8 protein-coding genes are annotated in these 17509 nt (G+C 62.9%); 5 read left to right on the top strand and 3 right to left on the bottom strand.

Going from position 1 to position 17509, the window contains the following annotated elements; genetic code table 11:
• Nucleotides 1-416 precede the first annotated feature (416 nt).
• Nucleotides 417-1376 (bottom strand): 3'-5' exonuclease, encoded by a 960-nt coding sequence (locus tag BLU15_RS17560; RefSeq protein WP_060521975.1) that lies wholly within the window; start codon nucleotides 1374-1376, stop codon nucleotides 417-419.
• A gap of 587 nt (nucleotides 1377-1963) precedes the next feature.
• On the opposite strand from BLU15_RS17560, the gene BLU15_RS17555 reads away from it, so the two are divergent.
• Entirely contained in the window at nucleotides 1964-6430 is a 4467-nt protein-coding gene (locus BLU15_RS17555; RefSeq protein ID WP_162741112.1) for a putative Ig domain-containing protein, read from the top strand.
• 145 nt (nucleotides 6431-6575) lie between these two features.
• Here BLU15_RS17555 and BLU15_RS17550 read toward each other — a convergent pair whose 3' ends face one another.
• Together BLU15_RS17550 and BLU15_RS17545 are read right to left on the bottom strand one after the other, a co-directional pair.
• Nucleotides 6576-8477 (bottom strand): methyl-accepting chemotaxis protein, encoded by a 1902-nt coding sequence (locus BLU15_RS17550; protein ID WP_060521973.1) that lies wholly within the window; start codon nucleotides 8475-8477, stop codon nucleotides 6576-6578.
• Nucleotides 8478-8769: 292 nt separating this feature from the next.
• Entirely contained in the window at nucleotides 8770-12390 is a 3621-nt protein-coding gene (locus BLU15_RS17545; RefSeq protein ID WP_090296801.1) for a hydantoinase B/oxoprolinase family protein, read from the bottom strand.
• Nucleotides 12391-12511: 121 nt separating this feature from the next.
• Here BLU15_RS17545 and BLU15_RS17540 point away from each other — a divergent pair, with 121 nt between their 5' ends.
• From BLU15_RS17540 to BLU15_RS17525, 4 genes are all read left to right on the top strand, one after another.
• Entirely contained in the window at nucleotides 12512-13096 is a 585-nt protein-coding gene (locus BLU15_RS17540; RefSeq protein WP_043622645.1) for a winged helix DNA-binding protein, read from the top strand.
• A 13-nt stretch (nucleotides 13097-13109) separates the two neighbouring features.
• Entirely contained in the window at nucleotides 13110-14942 is a 1833-nt protein-coding gene (locus BLU15_RS17535; protein WP_244546762.1) for an ABC transporter ATP-binding protein, read from the top strand.
• 90 nt (nucleotides 14943-15032) lie between these two features.
• A complete protein-coding gene (locus tag BLU15_RS17530) occupies nucleotides 15033-16520 on the top strand; it encodes an ABC transporter substrate-binding protein (protein WP_370689612.1) in 1488 nt (495 codons plus the stop codon).
• 63 nt (nucleotides 16521-16583) lie between these two features.
• Nucleotides 16584-17507: an ABC transporter permease gene (locus tag BLU15_RS17525; protein ID WP_034805623.1), complete on the top strand. Its 924-nt coding sequence runs from the start codon at nucleotides 16584-16586 to the stop codon at nucleotides 17505-17507.
• Nucleotides 17508-17509 lie beyond the last annotated feature (2 nt).

The raw sequence follows: 17509 nt of genomic DNA, 5'->3' as shown, positions 1-17509 counted from the left end.
GCCAGACAAAGTGTCGGCGATCGCGGGTCATCCCACGCTTGGGAGCACTCTCAAAACTGGACGACATTGCGAACATCGACATTGAAACATCAACTATAACAACAGCATAAAACTTGAATTTCTAAGTCAAGTCTGCGCACGTATAGTCGGATTCGGTCGGGCGTCCACGCTTTTTGTGCGTGAATTCAGCGGTTAACGGTAAACCGGGCGTTGTTTGCCAGATGTGGAAAGACAGGCAAATCGGGGCGTAGCGGGCCGTCAGCCCGCGTCCGGCGCAGGACAGCCTCAGCCTGGCGCCTGCGCTACGATAGGTTTGCCGCGTCATGCAAAGATCGGCGGGAAGAGGATGTTTCAATCGAGCGACGCCCGCTTCACCCAAGGGCTTGCCCTGTCAGCCGCAGCGGCTCGTTAGCGTGTCAGGCCCGGAAGCGATCGAAAGCGGTCAAGCGCTTGATCGGCGGATCGGCTTCCTTCCAGCGATAGATCTCCGAGCGGAGGTAGCCGAGTTCGTCTTCAAGTGCGGTTTCGGCGACTTCGACCCACCAGGATTTCGGACGGCCGTCGCTTCCGTCAGACCAGCGGTAGCCGCGAGCTTTCAGATGATCCTTCATGTCGAAGGGGCTGTTTTCCGCAAAAATGCGGACGCGCGATCGCTGGCTCGCCTCGTAGAGTTCGGCAAAGGGCGTGCTGCCGGAGCCGCTATCCTTGGCAAGGACTTCGAGCAGAGCGAAACAGTCGTCGACCGCCCGGTGGCCGTCGTGGAAGTAACCGGCCTGCCCGATCAGATAGCCGAGCTTGGTGCCTTCGAAGCCGCGGGAAGACCAATCGATCTCGGAGACGGAACAGGCCCATGCCTTTCCTGCAAAAACGGGCGAGAAGGCCTCGCAGAAGGGACGGTCGAAGCCGGCATTGTGGGCGATGACAAGGTCCGCCTTTTCCATCAGCGTCCGCACTTCGTCGAGGTCGATCGTCTTTCCCGCGACCATCTCGTTGGTGATGCCGGTAAGACGAGTGATTTCCGCAGGGATCGGATTGGACGGCTGGCGCAAGCCGCCGAAAACGCCAGTCACGTCTCCCAGGTTTCCCTTCTCATCGAAGGTAAAGGCGATCAGGCCGATCTCGATGATCTCATCCTTGCGATGGTTGAGCCCTGTGGTTTCGGTATCGAGAATGACGCCATGCAGGGGGAAGCCGGGACGCGCAACAGGCACCACAGCGCGCGGCACAAGCCGCTGCAACAGGCGATAGCGACCCGTGGCCTGAAGGTGGCGGACCATATCGTCCTCGGTCAGCGATGCCCGCTTGACCGCCGGTCCACCGCCCGCCTTTTTGGAAGTTGCCTCGTCCGAAACAAAGAGGTCGAACTGCTGCGTCATTCGGTTGTCCCGCAAATTAACGACTCACACGTCTGTGTTCCAGAATAGCGGCTAACAGGCATGCTTCCCAGCAAATGGGGAAGAATGATGGGGACGACCGCTTGCGCAAAGCCCGAGGGCCGGCAGGGCTAATCACGAAAACCGTGCCTGCCCGAGCCGACACGGCGCGCCAGATGGGGAGAATCGCCCCTTGAAAAGCCTTCGGCGGCATCTGCCGCCCTGTCCTCGCAAAAGCAGAACAGGAACGGCAGTGCCGCAGCGGACATCGCTGAAGGATGAATATCCCAGGCAAAATCACTAAATCTGCACGTGTGTGGCAAGAAGGTTACAGCCACACATATGCGAACCAGCAATAGATAATATTTATCACTTGCTGAGCTCTGTTGGTGGCAACGGAGCGACGGCAATCGGGGGACAATCCAGACGAAGGAAGCGTGTGACGAAGGCCTTGCCTTCTCGCCACGCACGCTTGCGTTTGGCATTCGTGGTGGGGCACTTTTTCGATGACGTATTCCTGTCGTGACTCTGGGCGAGAAATCGTTGCAACACGAAATTCTTCTCCCGTCGCGCTCCCGGTGGCCCGCCGCATGCGCCCGGCAGGTCTGCCCCGTTGGAGCAAGGCGATCGCCACGTGGTTTGCGACGTTCCTCGTTGCGCTACTGGTGGCCGGCAACGCCTACGCCCTCTCAAATGCTTGCAACGAAATCAACGCCAATTGGTCGAATGTTTCGCGCGGCGTACCAAGCGCATGGTTCGACGGCTACTACGCGTCATTCGAGCAAGGAGAAGAACTCTCCTATACGGCCACCACGACCAACAGCAGTGCCACGGAAAAAGGCGGCACGTCCGGTGCGTCGTTCGGCGTTTCGAAAGGCAGCGCCTATGACATAACGGTCGTTGAGCACACGATCGGCATGACCGAGCCGAACGATTTCATGCGATCCGGCACCATCTCGCTTGACCCCGCGGAAAGCTACTGGATCTACGTTGCAGGCGGCTACCAGGGTGGCGTCGCGACCGCTACGGTCACATGTCGCTCGACGCTGTCGCCGCCCACCGTCACGTCGATCTCACCCGCTTCCGGCCTGACATTGGACACGACCGCCGTCACAATCAGCGGCACCGATTTTACCGGGACGACAGGTGTCACCTTCGGCGGGACCGCTGCCACGTCCGTCGTCGTCGTCAGCGCCACGCAGATAACCGCCGTCGCGCCGACGCATGCGGCTGGTGCAGTCGATGTCGTCATCACCAACCCGGCCGGGACAGGGACGCTTCCGGGAGGTTTCACCTATAACGCGCCATCGATTGACGCGACGCTCAGCCTCCTCTCCCCGAGCGCGGGGACGCTTTCGCCTTCGTTCTCTTCAACGACGACCAACTATTCCATCAATGTTCCAAACAGCGTCTCGTCGCTGTCCCTGACCCCAACGACCATCGACAGCGGAGCGACTGTCTCCGTCAACGGCGCTCCGGTCGCAAGCGGCTCGCCTTCGGGCGCAATCAGCCTGGCCGTGGGAATGAACTCCATCTCCGTGACCGTTACCGCGCAGGATCGATCCACTCAGAAGACCTATTCGGTTGCCGTCACGCGCGGTGCACCGCTGTCGCTTGCCCCGCCAGCCGGCACTTTGGCCCAGGGCACCGTCGGGGCATCCTACGACCTGGATTTCGTCGCCTCCGGAGGACTGTCGCCCCGGACCTATTCCCTTGCGGCGGGCGCACTTCCAGCCGGGTTGACCCTCTCATCGGCCGGTGCGCTCTCGGGTACACCGACGGCGGCCAATACCTTCAACTTTTCGATCGCGGCCACGGATGGCCATAACGATACCATCACTGCGGCGTACACCCTTGAAATAGTGGCGCCGACGATTGCGCTTTTGCCTGCGACCTTGCCTGCAGCAACGGTCGCCACCGCCTATAGCCAGACGATCACCGCAACGGGCGGATCCGGCCCCTACAGCTACACGGTGCAATCTGGCTCACTTCCGGCGGGACTGACCTTGGCGAGCAACGGGACACTCTCCGGCACGCCGACGGCTGGAGGAAGTTTCGCGTTCACGGTCGTGGCGACCGACGCGTTCGGCAGCACCGGCGCGCTGGCCTACACCCTCACCGTCAACGCTCCGACGATCGCCATATCTCCGGCAAGCCTTCCAGGCGGCAATATCGGCGCGGCCTACAGCCAGACCATTCTGGCCAGCGGTGGAACAGCGCCGTATAGCTTTAACGTCAAGGTTGGCGCATTGCCGGCGGGGGTGACGCTTGCCACAGACGGCACCTTGTCCGGCACGCCAACGGCGATCGGCACTTCCAACGTCACCATTGAGGTCACCGACAGTTCCACCGGCGCCGGCCCCTATACCAGCACCCGGACCTACACACTGTTGATCGGGGCACCGGCGATCACGCTCTCGCCTGCGACCTTGCCAGCCATATCGATCGGTGCTGCCTACAATCAGGCGATCGTGGCGACCGGCGGAACCGGACCGTACAGCTATACGATGTCTTCAGGCACAGCCCCGCCGGGGATCGCATTGTCGGGCGACGGAACATTATCCGGGACGGCAACAGGCAGCGGAAGCTACTCGTTCACCGTCAAGGCGACCGACGCTCTCGGCAGCATCGGCACTCAGGCCTACACGGTCACGGTTGGCGCACCGACGATCACCTTTTCACCGGCAACCCTTGCCGCCGGTGAAATAGGTGTCGCCTACAATCAGCCGGTGACGGCAACCGGCGGAACAGCACCGTACACCTTGTCCATCGTGTCAGGCACGTTGCCGGCCGGCATCACCCTGGCCGCAGACAGTACCCTTTCCGGCACGCCGACAGCGAGCGGAACCTTCAACGTTACAATTCGCGCCACCGACAGCTCCAGCGGAACCGGCGCGCCCTTTTTCGCCGATAAAGCCTATACGCTGGTGGTTGGCACGCCCACGATCACACTCTCGCCTGCGACGCTGCCCTCCGCGTCGACAGGCACCGCCTATAGCCAGACGTTGATCGCCAGCGGCGGCGTCAGCCCTTACGGATTTTCCGTCAGCTCAGGCGCGTTGCCCGCAGGCCTCAACCTTGCCGCCGACGGGACGCTCTCCGGCACGCCGGCTGCGAGCGGGAACGCCACGTTCGACATCCAGGCAACCGACGCCCTCGGCAGAACCGGGGCGCAGAGCTACACATTGGCCGTCAACGCCCCGACGATCACGGTAGCGCCTTCGGGCCTCGCCGCAGGAACGGTCGGCACCGCCTACAGCCAAACGATCTCTGCCAGCGGCGGTGCAGCACCCTACTCCTATTCGGTGACTGCAGGCACACTTCCGGCGGGCCTCAGCATCGCGGCCGACGGCACCTTGTCCGGAACCCCGACTGCGGCCGGCAGCTCCAACTTCACCGTCACCGCCACGGATGCATATGGCACAAGCGGCTCATCGACATATGCCCTGACAATCAAGGTTGCACCACTGGCTTTGTCGTTCGTGCCAGCGGCCGGTGCCTTGCCGGCAGCCATGGCCGGCGAGAACTACAGCGTCGGCATAGCGGCAAACGGCGGTATCGGCGCGCTGCTCTACGACATCAGCGGCGGCAGCCTGCCCAAGGGAATGATCCTGAACGTCTCTACCGGCGCGCTGACGGGGCCGCTCGACGCAGACGCGACAATCGGCGAACACCGGTTCACGATCAGGGCGACGGACACGGCCGGCAACAGCGGCACGGCGTCCTATTCCATCACGGTCGAGGCGCGCGAGGTGACAGCGCCCGACAGGACAGTCACCGTTCCCCCCGGCTCTTCGCCGCCGAATGTCTATCTGAACGCTGGCGCGACCGGCGGCCCCTTCACCTCGGCCGCCGTCGCGTTCGTCCAGCCGCCGAACGCGGGAAGGGCTGAGATCATCGAAGGTGAACTTGCGGCCGCCGGCAGCTTCACACCGGTCGGATACTATCTGAAATTCACCCCGAACCCTGCCTTCTCAGGAACCGCCATTGTCGGCTACAGACTGTCGAGCGCCAGCGGCGCGTCGAACGTCGCCAGCGTTTCCTATCGCATCGGTTTTGATCCTCTTCATGTCGCCGATGAAGTCGACCGTCTTGTCCGTGGTTTCGTCGAAACCCGACAGAACCTCATCTCCTCGACCCTGAAGGTGCCGGGTCTGCTCGATCGGCGGAGAAACGCGACGAGCAGCGATCCCGTCACGACCCGCGTGTCGCCGTCGGCCGACGGCATTACGCTTGGTTTTGCCACCAGCCTTTCGCAGATCGAAGCGGCCCGCAAAACCGCCGAAGGCGCCGAAACGCAGGCCAATCCGATGCTCTCGCCTTTCGACGTCTGGATCGACGGCACGTTCCTGATGCACAAGCGCGATCAGAACGACGGCCGATGGGGCAATTTCGGAATGTTCTCGGCGGGGGCCGACTACCTCATCAACGAAAAGGCACTCGTCGGTCTATCCTTCCATTTCGACCGCATGAGCGACCCGACTGAGGAGGATGCCGAGCTGACCGGCAACGGTTGGCTCGCCGGCCCCTACGCCTCGTTCGAGATCGGCAAGGGCGTGTTCCTCGACACGAGCCTGCTCTATGGCGGTTCTTGGAACGACATCGACACGGCGTTCTTCGACGGCTCGTTCGACACAACGCGCTGGCTGTGGGACACCAAGCTGCAGGGACAATGGCTGATCGATGAGGACACGATCCTCACACCGAAACTCAGGGCGGTCTTCTTCAATGAAAAGGTCGATGACTATAGCGTCTCGAACGGCGCCGGCGGGACCGTATCCCTCGACGGCTTTACCGAGCAGCAATGGCGCTTCAGCGCCGGTGCGGAAATCGAGCGCAGCTACGAGCTAGAAAATGGCTTGACGCTAACGCCACGAATGGGCGCCAGTGTCGGCTTTGCCGCACTCGACAACAGCGGTGCTTTCGGCACGTTGTCGGCGGGCATCGATCTCTCCAACGACATCAATTGGAATCTGGACGCGGCTCTGCTTTTCAACATCGAGGAAGATGGCGAACGGGCCGCTGGCGGCAGAGTGGGGATCAGCGTGCGCTTCTAACGGTGCCTTCGAATGAAGCGGCCGGCGCCGACCGTCCGCCGCATTTTCAGAGCATGCACGGCTTCCTGGGAAAAACAAAAACGATCGGGGCGGTTTGCCGCCGCCCCGATCTTAGATTTGTTTGGTGCTTGCGCTACGGCTGGGTCTAAGCCGCGCGGCTCCAGCCTTCGCGGGCTGCAGCACCTTCCAGCTTGAACTTCGCCAGCATCGTGCGCAACTGACGGCTCTCTTCGGCGAGCGTGCCGCTGGCGGCTGTCGTCTCTTCCACCATCGCCGCGTTCTGCTGGGTCATCTGGTCCATGTGGTTGACGGAGGTGTTGATCTCCTGCAGCGCGGTCGCCTGCTCGCGCGCGGCCGTCGCGATCGTGTTGACGTGGCCGCTGACATTGTTGACCAGCGTCTCGATCTCCAGCAGCGCCTCGCCGGTCGAGCGCACCAGCGCCACGCCGTTTTCGACTTCCGACGCCGAGCTGTGGATCAGCGTCTTGATTTCCTTGGCGGCGTTGGCCGAGCGTTGCGCCAACTCGCGCACTTCCTGGGCGACGACGGCAAAACCGCGGCCGGCTTCGCCCGCGCGTGCCGCTTCGACGCCGGCATTGAGCGCCAGCAGGTTCGTCTGGAAGGCGATTTCGTCGATGACCGAGATGATCTGGTTGATGCGGTTGGACGAACCCTCGATGCGGCCCATGGCATCGACGGCGCTGCGCACGATCGCGCCGGAACGACCGGCACTCTCCTTGGTGGCGCGCACCATCTCATGCGCCTCATTCGCCCGCTCCGAGGCGGTGCGCACGGTCGAGGTGATTTCGTCGAGCGCCGCTGCGGTTTCCTCAAGCGCTGCCGCCTGCTGTTCCGTGCGCTTCGACAGATCATTGGCAGCCGAGCTCAGTTCGGCGGAGTTGTCGTTGATGGTGCTGGCCGCGGTGCGCACGTTCTGCATGGTCGAGCGCAGCGTCACCATCGTCTGGTTGACGTTCGTCTGCAGCTCGGCGAAGGCACCGTGGAATTCGCCGCGCATGTTCTGCGTCAGGTCGGCGTCGGCAAGCGCCGCAATCACGCGGCGGACTTCGGTGACGGTCTGGTCGACGCTGGAGACGAGCTCGTTGACGCTCGATGCGAAGCGGTTGAGGTCGTCGTTTTCATAGTCCTTGTTGATGCGGCCGGTGAAATCGCCGGCAACGGCAGAGGCGACGACGACGCTGATGTTGGACTGCAGGTCGCTGCTGCGCGCATGCAGTGCCGCTTCCTGCGCCTTCATCGCGCGCATGGCGATGCCGTTCTTGCGGAAGACTTCCACGGCGCGGGCCATCTCGCCGATCTCGTCCTGGCGGGAAACGTCCGTCGCATCTCCATCCAGTTTTCCGTCGGCAAGTTCGCTCATGGTCGAGGTCAGGTCACGGACCGGCATGACGATGCCGCGGCGGGCAACGACGAGGCTGACGCCGACGCCGAAGAGCACGCAGGCCGCGGCGGCCGCGGCGAGGATTGTCATGGCGACGGACGAGGAATTCAGCGCCTCTTCACGAGCGGCGGAAAGCGCTTCGCCGGAATAAGTGCTGTAGGTCTTGACTGTTGCCGTCACGGTCTTTTGCGCTTCGAGCGCCTTGTCGAGTGCGGCCTTGACGGCACCGGCATCTCCGCCCTTCTCGGCGGCGACGGCGACCATGGCACGGATCTCGTCGAAGTAGCTGTTGAGCGTGAGGCGAATGTCATTCAGCAGCTTGTCTTCGGCATCGTCGGCGACCGCCTCGATCTTGGTCAGGCGGCCGAGCATTTCGGTCGCACGTTTTTCGGTTTCCGCGCCGAAGGCGGCGGCGTTCTCCGGGGCGGCGGCGAGCTGATAGGTCATGCGGCTGATGGCGATGATGTCGACGCGCAGGTCCATTGCCTCGCGCGCTGCTTCCTCACGCGCGCCGACATCGACGATCGTCGCACCGAGCGAGGAAAGACCACGCGCACCGGCAAGCGCGATCAGAATGGAGGATATGCCCATGACCACGACCACAAGGCCGACCTTGGTCAAAATCGAAAGGTTCTTGAACGTCACTGCCGTGACTCCTGTGATGTCGCGATCGCGCTGATGGGAGGGGACATGGTCAGCCAAACCGGCGGGAGGAGGACCGGATGTTTGCGGCCCCGCAAGGGGAGGAACTGGGGCGCGCACTGACCAATAAGTACTTAGTAATTTCGAATTTAAATTCGGGTTAAAAAAGCGATCGCGTCTTTTCGCATATGCAGCAATAGTTGTTGTGCATATGCCGGAACGAAAAACGGGCGGACGATCGCTCGCCCGCCCGCAGACCACCGCAGCAGTCTTGGGAGATTTCAGTCTTTCCGGCCTATGACCGGCCGTATCCACCGCCGGTCGGCGTCACGACGGTAAAGGCTTCGCCAGCTTCGAGAACCGTATGGGCGCAGCCCGACAGTTCCTCCGTCCGGCCGTCATTGCGGCGCACGAGGTTGCGGCCGAGTTCACCCGGGCTTCCGCCCTTGATGCCGAAGGGTGCGACGCGGCGATGGCCGGAGAGGATCGCGAAGTCGAGCGTTTCCCGCGCCCGGATCGTGCGCTTCGTGCCGTTTCCCGCGTGCCACTGGCCGCGGCCACCGGAACCGACGCGAATGTGGAAGTCTTCGAGCACCACCGGGAAGCGGGTTTCGAGGATTTCCGGATCGGTGAGCCGCGAGTTGGTCATGTGCGTATGAACCGCATCGGCACCGTTGTAGCCGGGACCCGCCGGCGCGCCGGAGCAGATCGTCTCGTAATACTGATAATTGTCGTTGCCGAAGGTCAGGTTGTTCATCGTCCCTTGCGCGCCGGCCTGGCTCTGGACCGCGCCGAACAGGCAGTTCGTCACGGCCTGGCTGACCTCGACGTTGCCGGCAACGACGGCCGCCGGATAGCGCGGCGTCAGCATCGTACCCTCAGGGATGACGATGTGGATCGGCCGCAGGCAGCCGGCATTCATCGGAATGTCGGCCTCGACCAGCACGCGGAAGACATAGAGCACTGCGGCGCGGGTGACCGGGGCCGGCGCATTGAAGTTGTCGCCGCGCTGCTCCGACGTGCCGGTGAAATCGACCGTCGCCTCGCGCTTGTCGCGGTCGACCGTGATCTTGACGACGATGCTGCAGCCCTGGTCCATCTCGTAGGAGAACTCGCCGTCCGGCAACTGGTCAAGCACACGGCGCACGCTCTCAGCAGCATTGTCCTGGACGTGGCCCATATAGGCCTCGACCACGTCTTCGCCGAACTGGGCGATCATCTTCTTGAGTTCGGCGACACCCTTTTCGTTGGCAGCCACCTGCGCCTTCAGGTCGTTGACGTTCTGCAGGATGTTGCGCACCGGATAGCGCGCGCCATTCAAGAGCGCCTCGAGTTCGGCCTCGCAGAAGCGGCCGGCATCGATGAGCTTGAAGTTGTCGATATAGACGCCTTCCTCCTCGATGTTGGTGGCAAGCGGCGACATCGAGCCCGGCGAAATGCCGCCGATATCCGCATGGTGGCCGCGGCTGGCGACCCAGAAGCGGATCTCTTGTCCGGCATCGTCGAAGACGGGCGTACAGACGGTGAGGTCAGGCAAGTGCGTGCCGCCGTTATAGGGCGCGTTGATCAGGAACACGTCACCGGGCTTGATCACCGGGTTCTCGCGGATCGCGGTTGCGACCGAGGCGTCCATGGAACCCAGATGCACCGGCATGTGCGGCGCATTGGCGACGAGGTTGCCGCGGTTGTCGAAGACGGCGCAGGAGAAGTCGAGCCGCTCCTTGATGTTGACCGAATAGGCGGTGTTCTGCAGCGTCACGCCCATCTGCTCGGCGATCGACATGAACAGGTTGTTGAAGATCTCCAGCATGACCGGATCGGCATGGGTACCGATCGCGCTCTGCTGCTGCAGCGCCTTCACGCGGCGCAGCACGATATGGTCTTTCGCCGTTAGTTCCGCCTGCCAGCCGTCCTCGACGACGACGGTCTGGTTCGGCTCGATGATGATCGCCGGACCGTCGAGCCGCTGGCCGGGGCTGAGTTCAGCGCGCAGCAGGACCGGCGCATCGTGGAACTGGCCTTGCGAATAGAACTGAGTGCGGCGCGAGATGTCTGGTGTGCCTGAGGTGACGGACGCGCCTTCGCGTTCCATCTGGGCAGCACCACCGCCGACCGTCTCGACTTCGACGGCGTCGATCACCAACGCCTTGTTGTCGGCGACGAAGCCGAAGCGGCGCTTGTGCAGCTCTTCGAACTCGGCGCGCAGGCGGGCGATGTCGTCATGCGCGGGGAAGGTCGCGTCGACCGCAAGCACCGTGTCGGTGCCGGCATAGCGGATATGGGCGCGCAGATGGGTGCGAATCTCGTCGCGGGCAATTCCTTGTGCTTCCAGTTCGCCGAGGCAATCGACTTCCAGCTCGGCGCCCAGCGTGCTGAGGGCTGCCGCCGCCTTGTCGTCGAGCGCGACGCCGAGCGCCTTCTGGCGAGTCGAGCGGATATCGGCAAGTCCCATGCCATAGGCCGAAAGCAGGCCGGACATCGGATGCACGAGAATGCTCTTCATGCCGAGCTGGTCGGCAACGAGGCACGCGTGCTGGCCGCCGGCGCCGCCGAAGCAGCTCAGCGCATAGCGCGTCACGTCATAACCGCGCTGCACGGAAATCTTCTTGATCGCCTCGACCATGTTGGCAACGGCGATGCGGATAAAGCCGTCGGCCACATCCTCGGGGCTGCGGCCATCGCCGATCTCGGTTGCCATGGCAGCAAAACGGCCGCGCACGGTCTCGACGTCGAGACGTTCGTCCTGGTTCGGGCCGAACAGCGCCGGGAAGAAATCGGGCATCAGCTTGCCGAGCATGACATTGGCATCGGTGACAGCAAGCGGGCCGCCATTGCGGTAGCAGGCGGGGCCCGGGTTGGCGCCGGCCGAGTCGGGACCGACGCGGAAGCGTTCGCCGTCGAAATGCAGGATCGAGCCGCCGCCGGCGGCAACCGTGTGGATCAGCATCATCGGTGCGCGCACGCGCACGCCGGCAACTTCGGTCTCGAACGCCCGCTCATATTCACCATCGAAATGGGCGACGTCGGTCGAGGTACCGCCCATGTCGAAGCCGATGACACGATCGAAGCCCGCGGCTTCGCCGGTCTTGGCAAGGCCGACGACGCCGCCGGCCGGACCGGAGAGGATCGCATCCTTGCCCTGGAACATTTCAGCCGCGGTCAGGCCGCCGGAGGACATCATGAACATGACGCGCGCGCCGGTTCGGGCAATGTCGAGTTCGCCGGAGACCTGGGCCACGTAGCGGCGCAGCACGGGGGAGAGATAGGCGTCGATGACAGTCGTGTCGCCGCGCCCGACATACTTGATCAGCGGCGAGACTTCGTGGCTGACCGAGACCTGCTCAAAGCCGAGTTCGCGGGCGATGCAGGCAACCGTCGCCTCGTGCTCCGGATATTTGTAGGCATGCATGAAGACAATGGCGACGGCCTTGTAGCCCTTGCCCTTCAGGTCTTCGAGGACCGCGCGCGCCTTCGCCTCGTCGAGTGGCTGCTCGACAATACCGTCGGCCAGCACGCGCTCGTCGAGTTCGACGATATCCTGGTAGAGCGCTTCCGGCTTGATGATTTCGGTCGCGAAGATCTTCTTGCGCTCCTGGTAGCCGATCTTCAGCGCATCGCGGAAACCCTTCGTCGTCACGAGAGCCAGGGGCTCGCCCTTGCGCTCGAGCAGCGCGTTGGTGGCGACCGTCGTGCCCATGCGCACTTCGCCGATCAGACCGGTCGGGATCGGCGCACCGGTCGCAAGGCCGAGATGCAGGCGGATGCCCTGGACGGCGGCGTCGCGGTAGGCTTCCGGATTTTCGGACAGCACCTTGCGGGCATGCAGGTTCCCGTGCGGGTCGCGACCGATGACATCGGTGAAGGTGCCGCCGCGGTCGATCCAGAAGTCCCAGCTGCCGGTTTCGCGTGCGCTCATTGTCCATCCCTCTCATTCGCGAGCCGCTTCATTGTGCAAGCCCGGAAATTCATCAAAGCAGTTCGTTGACAAAATGTCGATAAAATGATGACATAAAATCGTCAAGATGAGGAAGAGCTGAATGACGAAGAAGTCGGAGGATAGCTTCGAAGGACGGGAATGGGCCGAAAATGCCCTGCCCGAACATCTAAAGCCGGTCGCGGCCATCGGCCCGATCGTTTCCTCCGCGCACCTTGCTGAAGGCGGCTCTCCCGGCCTCTCCGAGGTCGAATACGGGTTGATCCTCGCGTCGCATGCCTTTCACCGCTGGATGATGCGCTGCATGGCGGCCGCCGGCGTACCCGGTCTTTCCCCGATCGAGATCCTGATCCTGCACACGATCCGCCACCGCGATCGCGGCAAGAAGCTCGCCGACATCTGTCTCGTGCTCGACATCGAGGACACCCATGTCGCGACCTATGCCATCCGCAAGCTCGAAGCCGCAGGCCTCGTGACGACGGGCAAGGAAGGCAAGGAAAAGACCATCCTCATCACCGACAAGGGGTCGGACGCCTGCACGCGCTACGCAAAAATTCGCGAGCGGCTGCTGGTCTCCTCCACCGCCAAAGCGCGTCCTTCCGAGGAGACGCTTTCCGAGATCGCCGCCGTCCTGCGTTTCATGTCGGGCGCCTATGAACAGTCCGCGCGCGCCGCGACCACATTGTAACAAGGAAGACCGCGTGACCGTCGATACGCCTGCGCCCCTGCTCGCCGTTGAGAAGCTTTCCGTCGCCTTCAACGGCAATCCTGTCGTCGAAGACCTGAGCTTCACGGTGACGCCCGGCCGGACGCTCGCAATCGTCGGCGAATCCGGCTCCGGCAAATCGGTGACGTCGCTGTCGATCATGCGGCTCTCGGACATGATGGGCGGCCAGTTTCCGACCGGCCGCATCCTGTTTCGCGGCAAGGACGGCGAAATCGATCTGACGAGCGCCCCGCAGAAGACCATGCGCGCGATCCGCGGCAAGGAGATCGCCATGATCTTCCAGGAGCCGATGACGTCCTTGAACCCGGTCTTTACCATCGGCGACCAGGTCGCCGAAGTGTTGATGCTGCACGAGAAGATGACCAAGGCCGAAGCGCTCGTCGAGACGCGCCGCCTGCTCGACATGGTGCGCCTTCCTGATTCTGCAGAACTGATCGGCCGCTATCCGCACCAGCTTTCCGGCGGCATGCGCCAGCGCGTCATGATCGCCATGGCGCTTGCCTGCCGGCCGAAACTGCTGATCGCCGACGAGCCGACAACGGCGCTCGACGTCACCATCCAGGCGCAGATCCTGACGATCATCCGCGACCTCCAGAAAGAACTCGGCATGGCGGTGATCTTCATCACCCATGACATGGGTGTCGTCGCCGAAATGGCCGACGACGTCGTCGTCATGTGGAAGGGCCGCAAGGTCGAGGAAGGTCCGGTCGGAGAGATCTTCGCAAGCCCCAAGCACCCCTATACCCAGACGCTGCTTTCCGCCGTGCCGAAACTCGGCAGCATGACCGGCGAGGAATTCCCGAAGCGCCTGCCGCTGACCATGATGGTCGACGGCGAACCGAAGCGCGTCGGCGAAACCCATATCCAGCGCACCGCCCGCTACGACGCGGCACCGATCCTTTCGGTGCGTGATCTCGTCACCCGCTTCGACGTGCGCAAGAACCTTTTCGGCAAGGCGACGCACCGCGTGCACGCCATCGAAAACGTCAGCTTCGACATTTTCCCGGGTGAAACGCTGGCGCTGGTCGGCGAGAGCGGCTCGGGCAAGTCGACGATCGGTCGCACGATCCAGCAACTGCAGAACGCAACCTCGGGCGAGATCCTCTTTGGCGGTCGCCCGGTCTCGGCCATGAGCTATGCCGAGCGGCAGCGGCTGAAGCAAGAAATCCAGTACATCTTCCAGGATCCCTTCGCCTCGCTCGACCCGCGCAAGACCGTGGGCTTCTCGATCGCCGAACCCATCCGTACCCACGGCCTGATCCTCGGTGAAAAGGACATCGAAAAGCGCGTGCATGAATTGCTGGAGCGCGTCGGACTGACGCCAGCTCACGCCAAGCGTTACCCGCACGAATTCTCCGGCGGCCAGCGCCAGCGCGTCTGCATCGCGCGTGCGCTTGCCTCGCGTCCCAAGCTGATCATCGCCGACGAGGCGCTCTCGGCTCTCGACGTCTCGATCCAGGCGCAGATCATCAACCTGTTCATGGAGCTGCAGGAACAGGAGGGCCTCGCCTATCTCTTCATCAGCCATGACATGGCGGTGGTCGAACGCATGAGCCACCGCGTCGCCGTGCTCTATCTCGGCCAGGTCATGGAGTTCGGCAGCCGCCAGCAGGTCTTCGAGACGCCGTCCCATCCCTATACTCGCCGGCTGCTTTCCGCGGTGCCCGTCGCCGAGCCCGGCAAGGGTCGCGAGCGCGCCATGCTGGAGGGCGAGATTCCGAGCCCGATCCGCCGCGTCGGCGACGAACCCGCGGTGCTGCCGCGTAAAGAAATCGCCCCTGGCCATTACGTGGCCAAGGGTGCGTGAGCCGCTTTCTCTTCTCAGGAAGGCTGTCGAAACAGGAGTGAGTAAATGATCAACAAAAAGGGGATCCACGCCGCTTTCATCGCCCTTGCGATGGCGGGTAGTTTCATGACCGCAGCCCCGGCCTTTGCCGCCGGCACGCTCACGGTATCTTCGCCGCAGGATCCGGGAAGCTGGGACCCGGTCGACACCTTCCTCGTCAACTGGGCGTCGGTTGCCACCAATATCTATGACGGCCTGACCTATCGCGGTCCGGATCTGAAGCTCGTGCCCGGCCTTGCTACTGCTTGGGAAGAGCTAGACGGCGGCAAACGCCTGCGCTTCACGCTGCGCGAGGGCGTCAAGTTCCACAACGGTGAGCCCTTCAATGCAGAAGCGGTGAAGTTCACCTTCGACCGCCTGCTCGGCGAAGAAGGCTCCAAGGGTCCGCAGAAGTCCAACTATGCCGTGATCGAAAAGGTCGAGATCGTCGACGAAAAGACGGTCGACCTCGTCCTGAAGACGCCGGATCCGGTGCTTCTCACGAAGCTCGCCGGCTATGGCGCGATGATCGTGCCGCCGAAGTACATCCAGGAAAAAGGTGAGGACTACTTCAACGCCCATCCTGTTGGCACCGGCCCGTTCAAGTTCGTCTCCTACGAGCCGAAGGTCGGCATCAAGCTCGAAGCCTTCGCAGATCATTGGGGCGGCGCGCCGAAGCTTTCCAACCTCAACTACCGCTTCATTTCGGAGCCGGCGACCGCCGTTGCCGAGCTGCAGGCCGGCCGCGTCGATCTCGTCATCCCGCCGACCATTCCGATCGGCATGATCCCGACGATCCAGGGCGACAGCAATCTGGAGATCGTCTCCAGCGCCGGCCCGACGGTCTACGCGCTGCGATTCAACACGCGCGACGGCATCACCAAGGATCCGAAGGTCCGCAAGGCGCTGATCCTCGGCGTCGACCGCGACACCATCATCCAGTCGATCCTCGCCGGCCAGGCGGATCCGATCGCCAGTTTCCAGGGCAAGCTCTCCTTCGGCTTCGACCCGGCGATGAAGCCGCTGCCGTACGATCCGGAACAGGCAAAGGCGCTTCTGAAGGAAGCCGGCGTTGCGCCGGGCGCTTCCGTGCAGATCGACGTTCGCGGTAACGACGCGACCTTCAACGAGGTCGTGCAGGCTATCGCAAGCTACCTGCAGCTGATCGGCATCAACGCGACGATCAAGCCCTATGAAACCAACGTTCTCTTGAACGACATCATCCCGGCCGGCAAGACCGGCGCGCTGTTCCAGCAGTCCTGGGGCGGCTGGACGCTCGACTACGACAACACCGCCTACTCGATGTACCACTCGGGCGAAAAGTGGAACCCGTACGACAAGGACGCGGAACTCGACAAGCTGCTCGAGTCGCAGCGTTCGATCACCGACCAGGCAAAGCGCGAGGAGATCCTCAAGCAGATCGCCAACTACGCCGCAGACCGTTCGCTCGAAATGCCGCTCTATAACCTCAACGCCATCTTCGGCGTGAGCAAGCGCGTCAAGAACTTCACGCCGGTGCCGGATAGCCGCCTGCGGCTGACGGACGTGACGGTCGAGTAATACAGGCCGGTCCGCCGCCTCACGCTTGAGGCGGCGGACCATTTTTCCAAAAGGGCGGGTCACTTGGCCGGATTTCTGATCAAACGTTTTCTGCAGGCGGTCTTCGTCGTGTTCGTCGTGACACTGACCGTCTCCTATGCCATCCGGTTCACCGGTGACCCCGCGCTAATGCTGGCGCAGGGCGCTGGCAGCGTCACCGAGGCCGACCTCGTGCGCATCCGCGAGGGGCTCGGCCTTAACCAGCCGTTCCTGGCGCAATATGCCGATTTCATCACGGGCATGTTCAGGCTCGATTTCGGCCGCTCCTTCATGGGCGGTACGCCTGTTTCGCAGCTGATCGCCTCTGCGCTGCCGGCGACCATGCTGCTCGCCTTCGCCTCGCTGATCGTCTCGATCGCGATTTCCATTCCGCTCGGTATCCGCGCCGCCGTCGCCCGCGGCAAGTGGGCCGACCAGACAATCCGCATTCTGTCGCTCGTTGGGCTTTCCTTCCCGAACTTCTGGCTTGCGATCATGCTGGTCCTGTTGTTCTCGATCGTCCTCAAATGGCTGCCGCCAAGCGGCATGGACGGTTTTGCAAGCTTCATCATGCCGGCGCTGACCATGGGCATCATCCTGACGGCGACCAATGTGCGCCTGGTGCGCACCGCGATGCTGGAAACCTTGCAGTCGCAATACATCATGGTCGCGCGCGCCAAGGGCCTCAGCGAAAGCAAGGTGCTCTACAAGCACGCACTTCGTAACTGCGCGATCCCGCTGATCACCTATTTCGGCCTGCAGTTCGGCGGCCTGCTCGGCGGCATCGTCGTCGTCGAGCTGGTGTTCAACTGGCCGGGCATGGGCACGCTCGCCTTCGACGCGGTCGCCTCGCGCGATTACCCCGTGCTTCAGGCGGTCATAACCGTGCTTTCGCTGATGATCGTGTTCGTCAATCTTCTGGTCGACATCGCCTATGGCCTCGTCGATCCGCGCATCCGGACGGAGTGAGC

It is taken from the genome of Ensifer sp. YR511 (assembly GCF_900103045.1).
Taxonomy (GTDB): Bacteria; Pseudomonadota; Alphaproteobacteria; order Rhizobiales; family Rhizobiaceae; genus Ensifer; species Ensifer adhaerens.
Note: the sequence above shows the minus strand (reverse complement) of the source record. Positions and strands in the feature narration are given on the sequence as shown.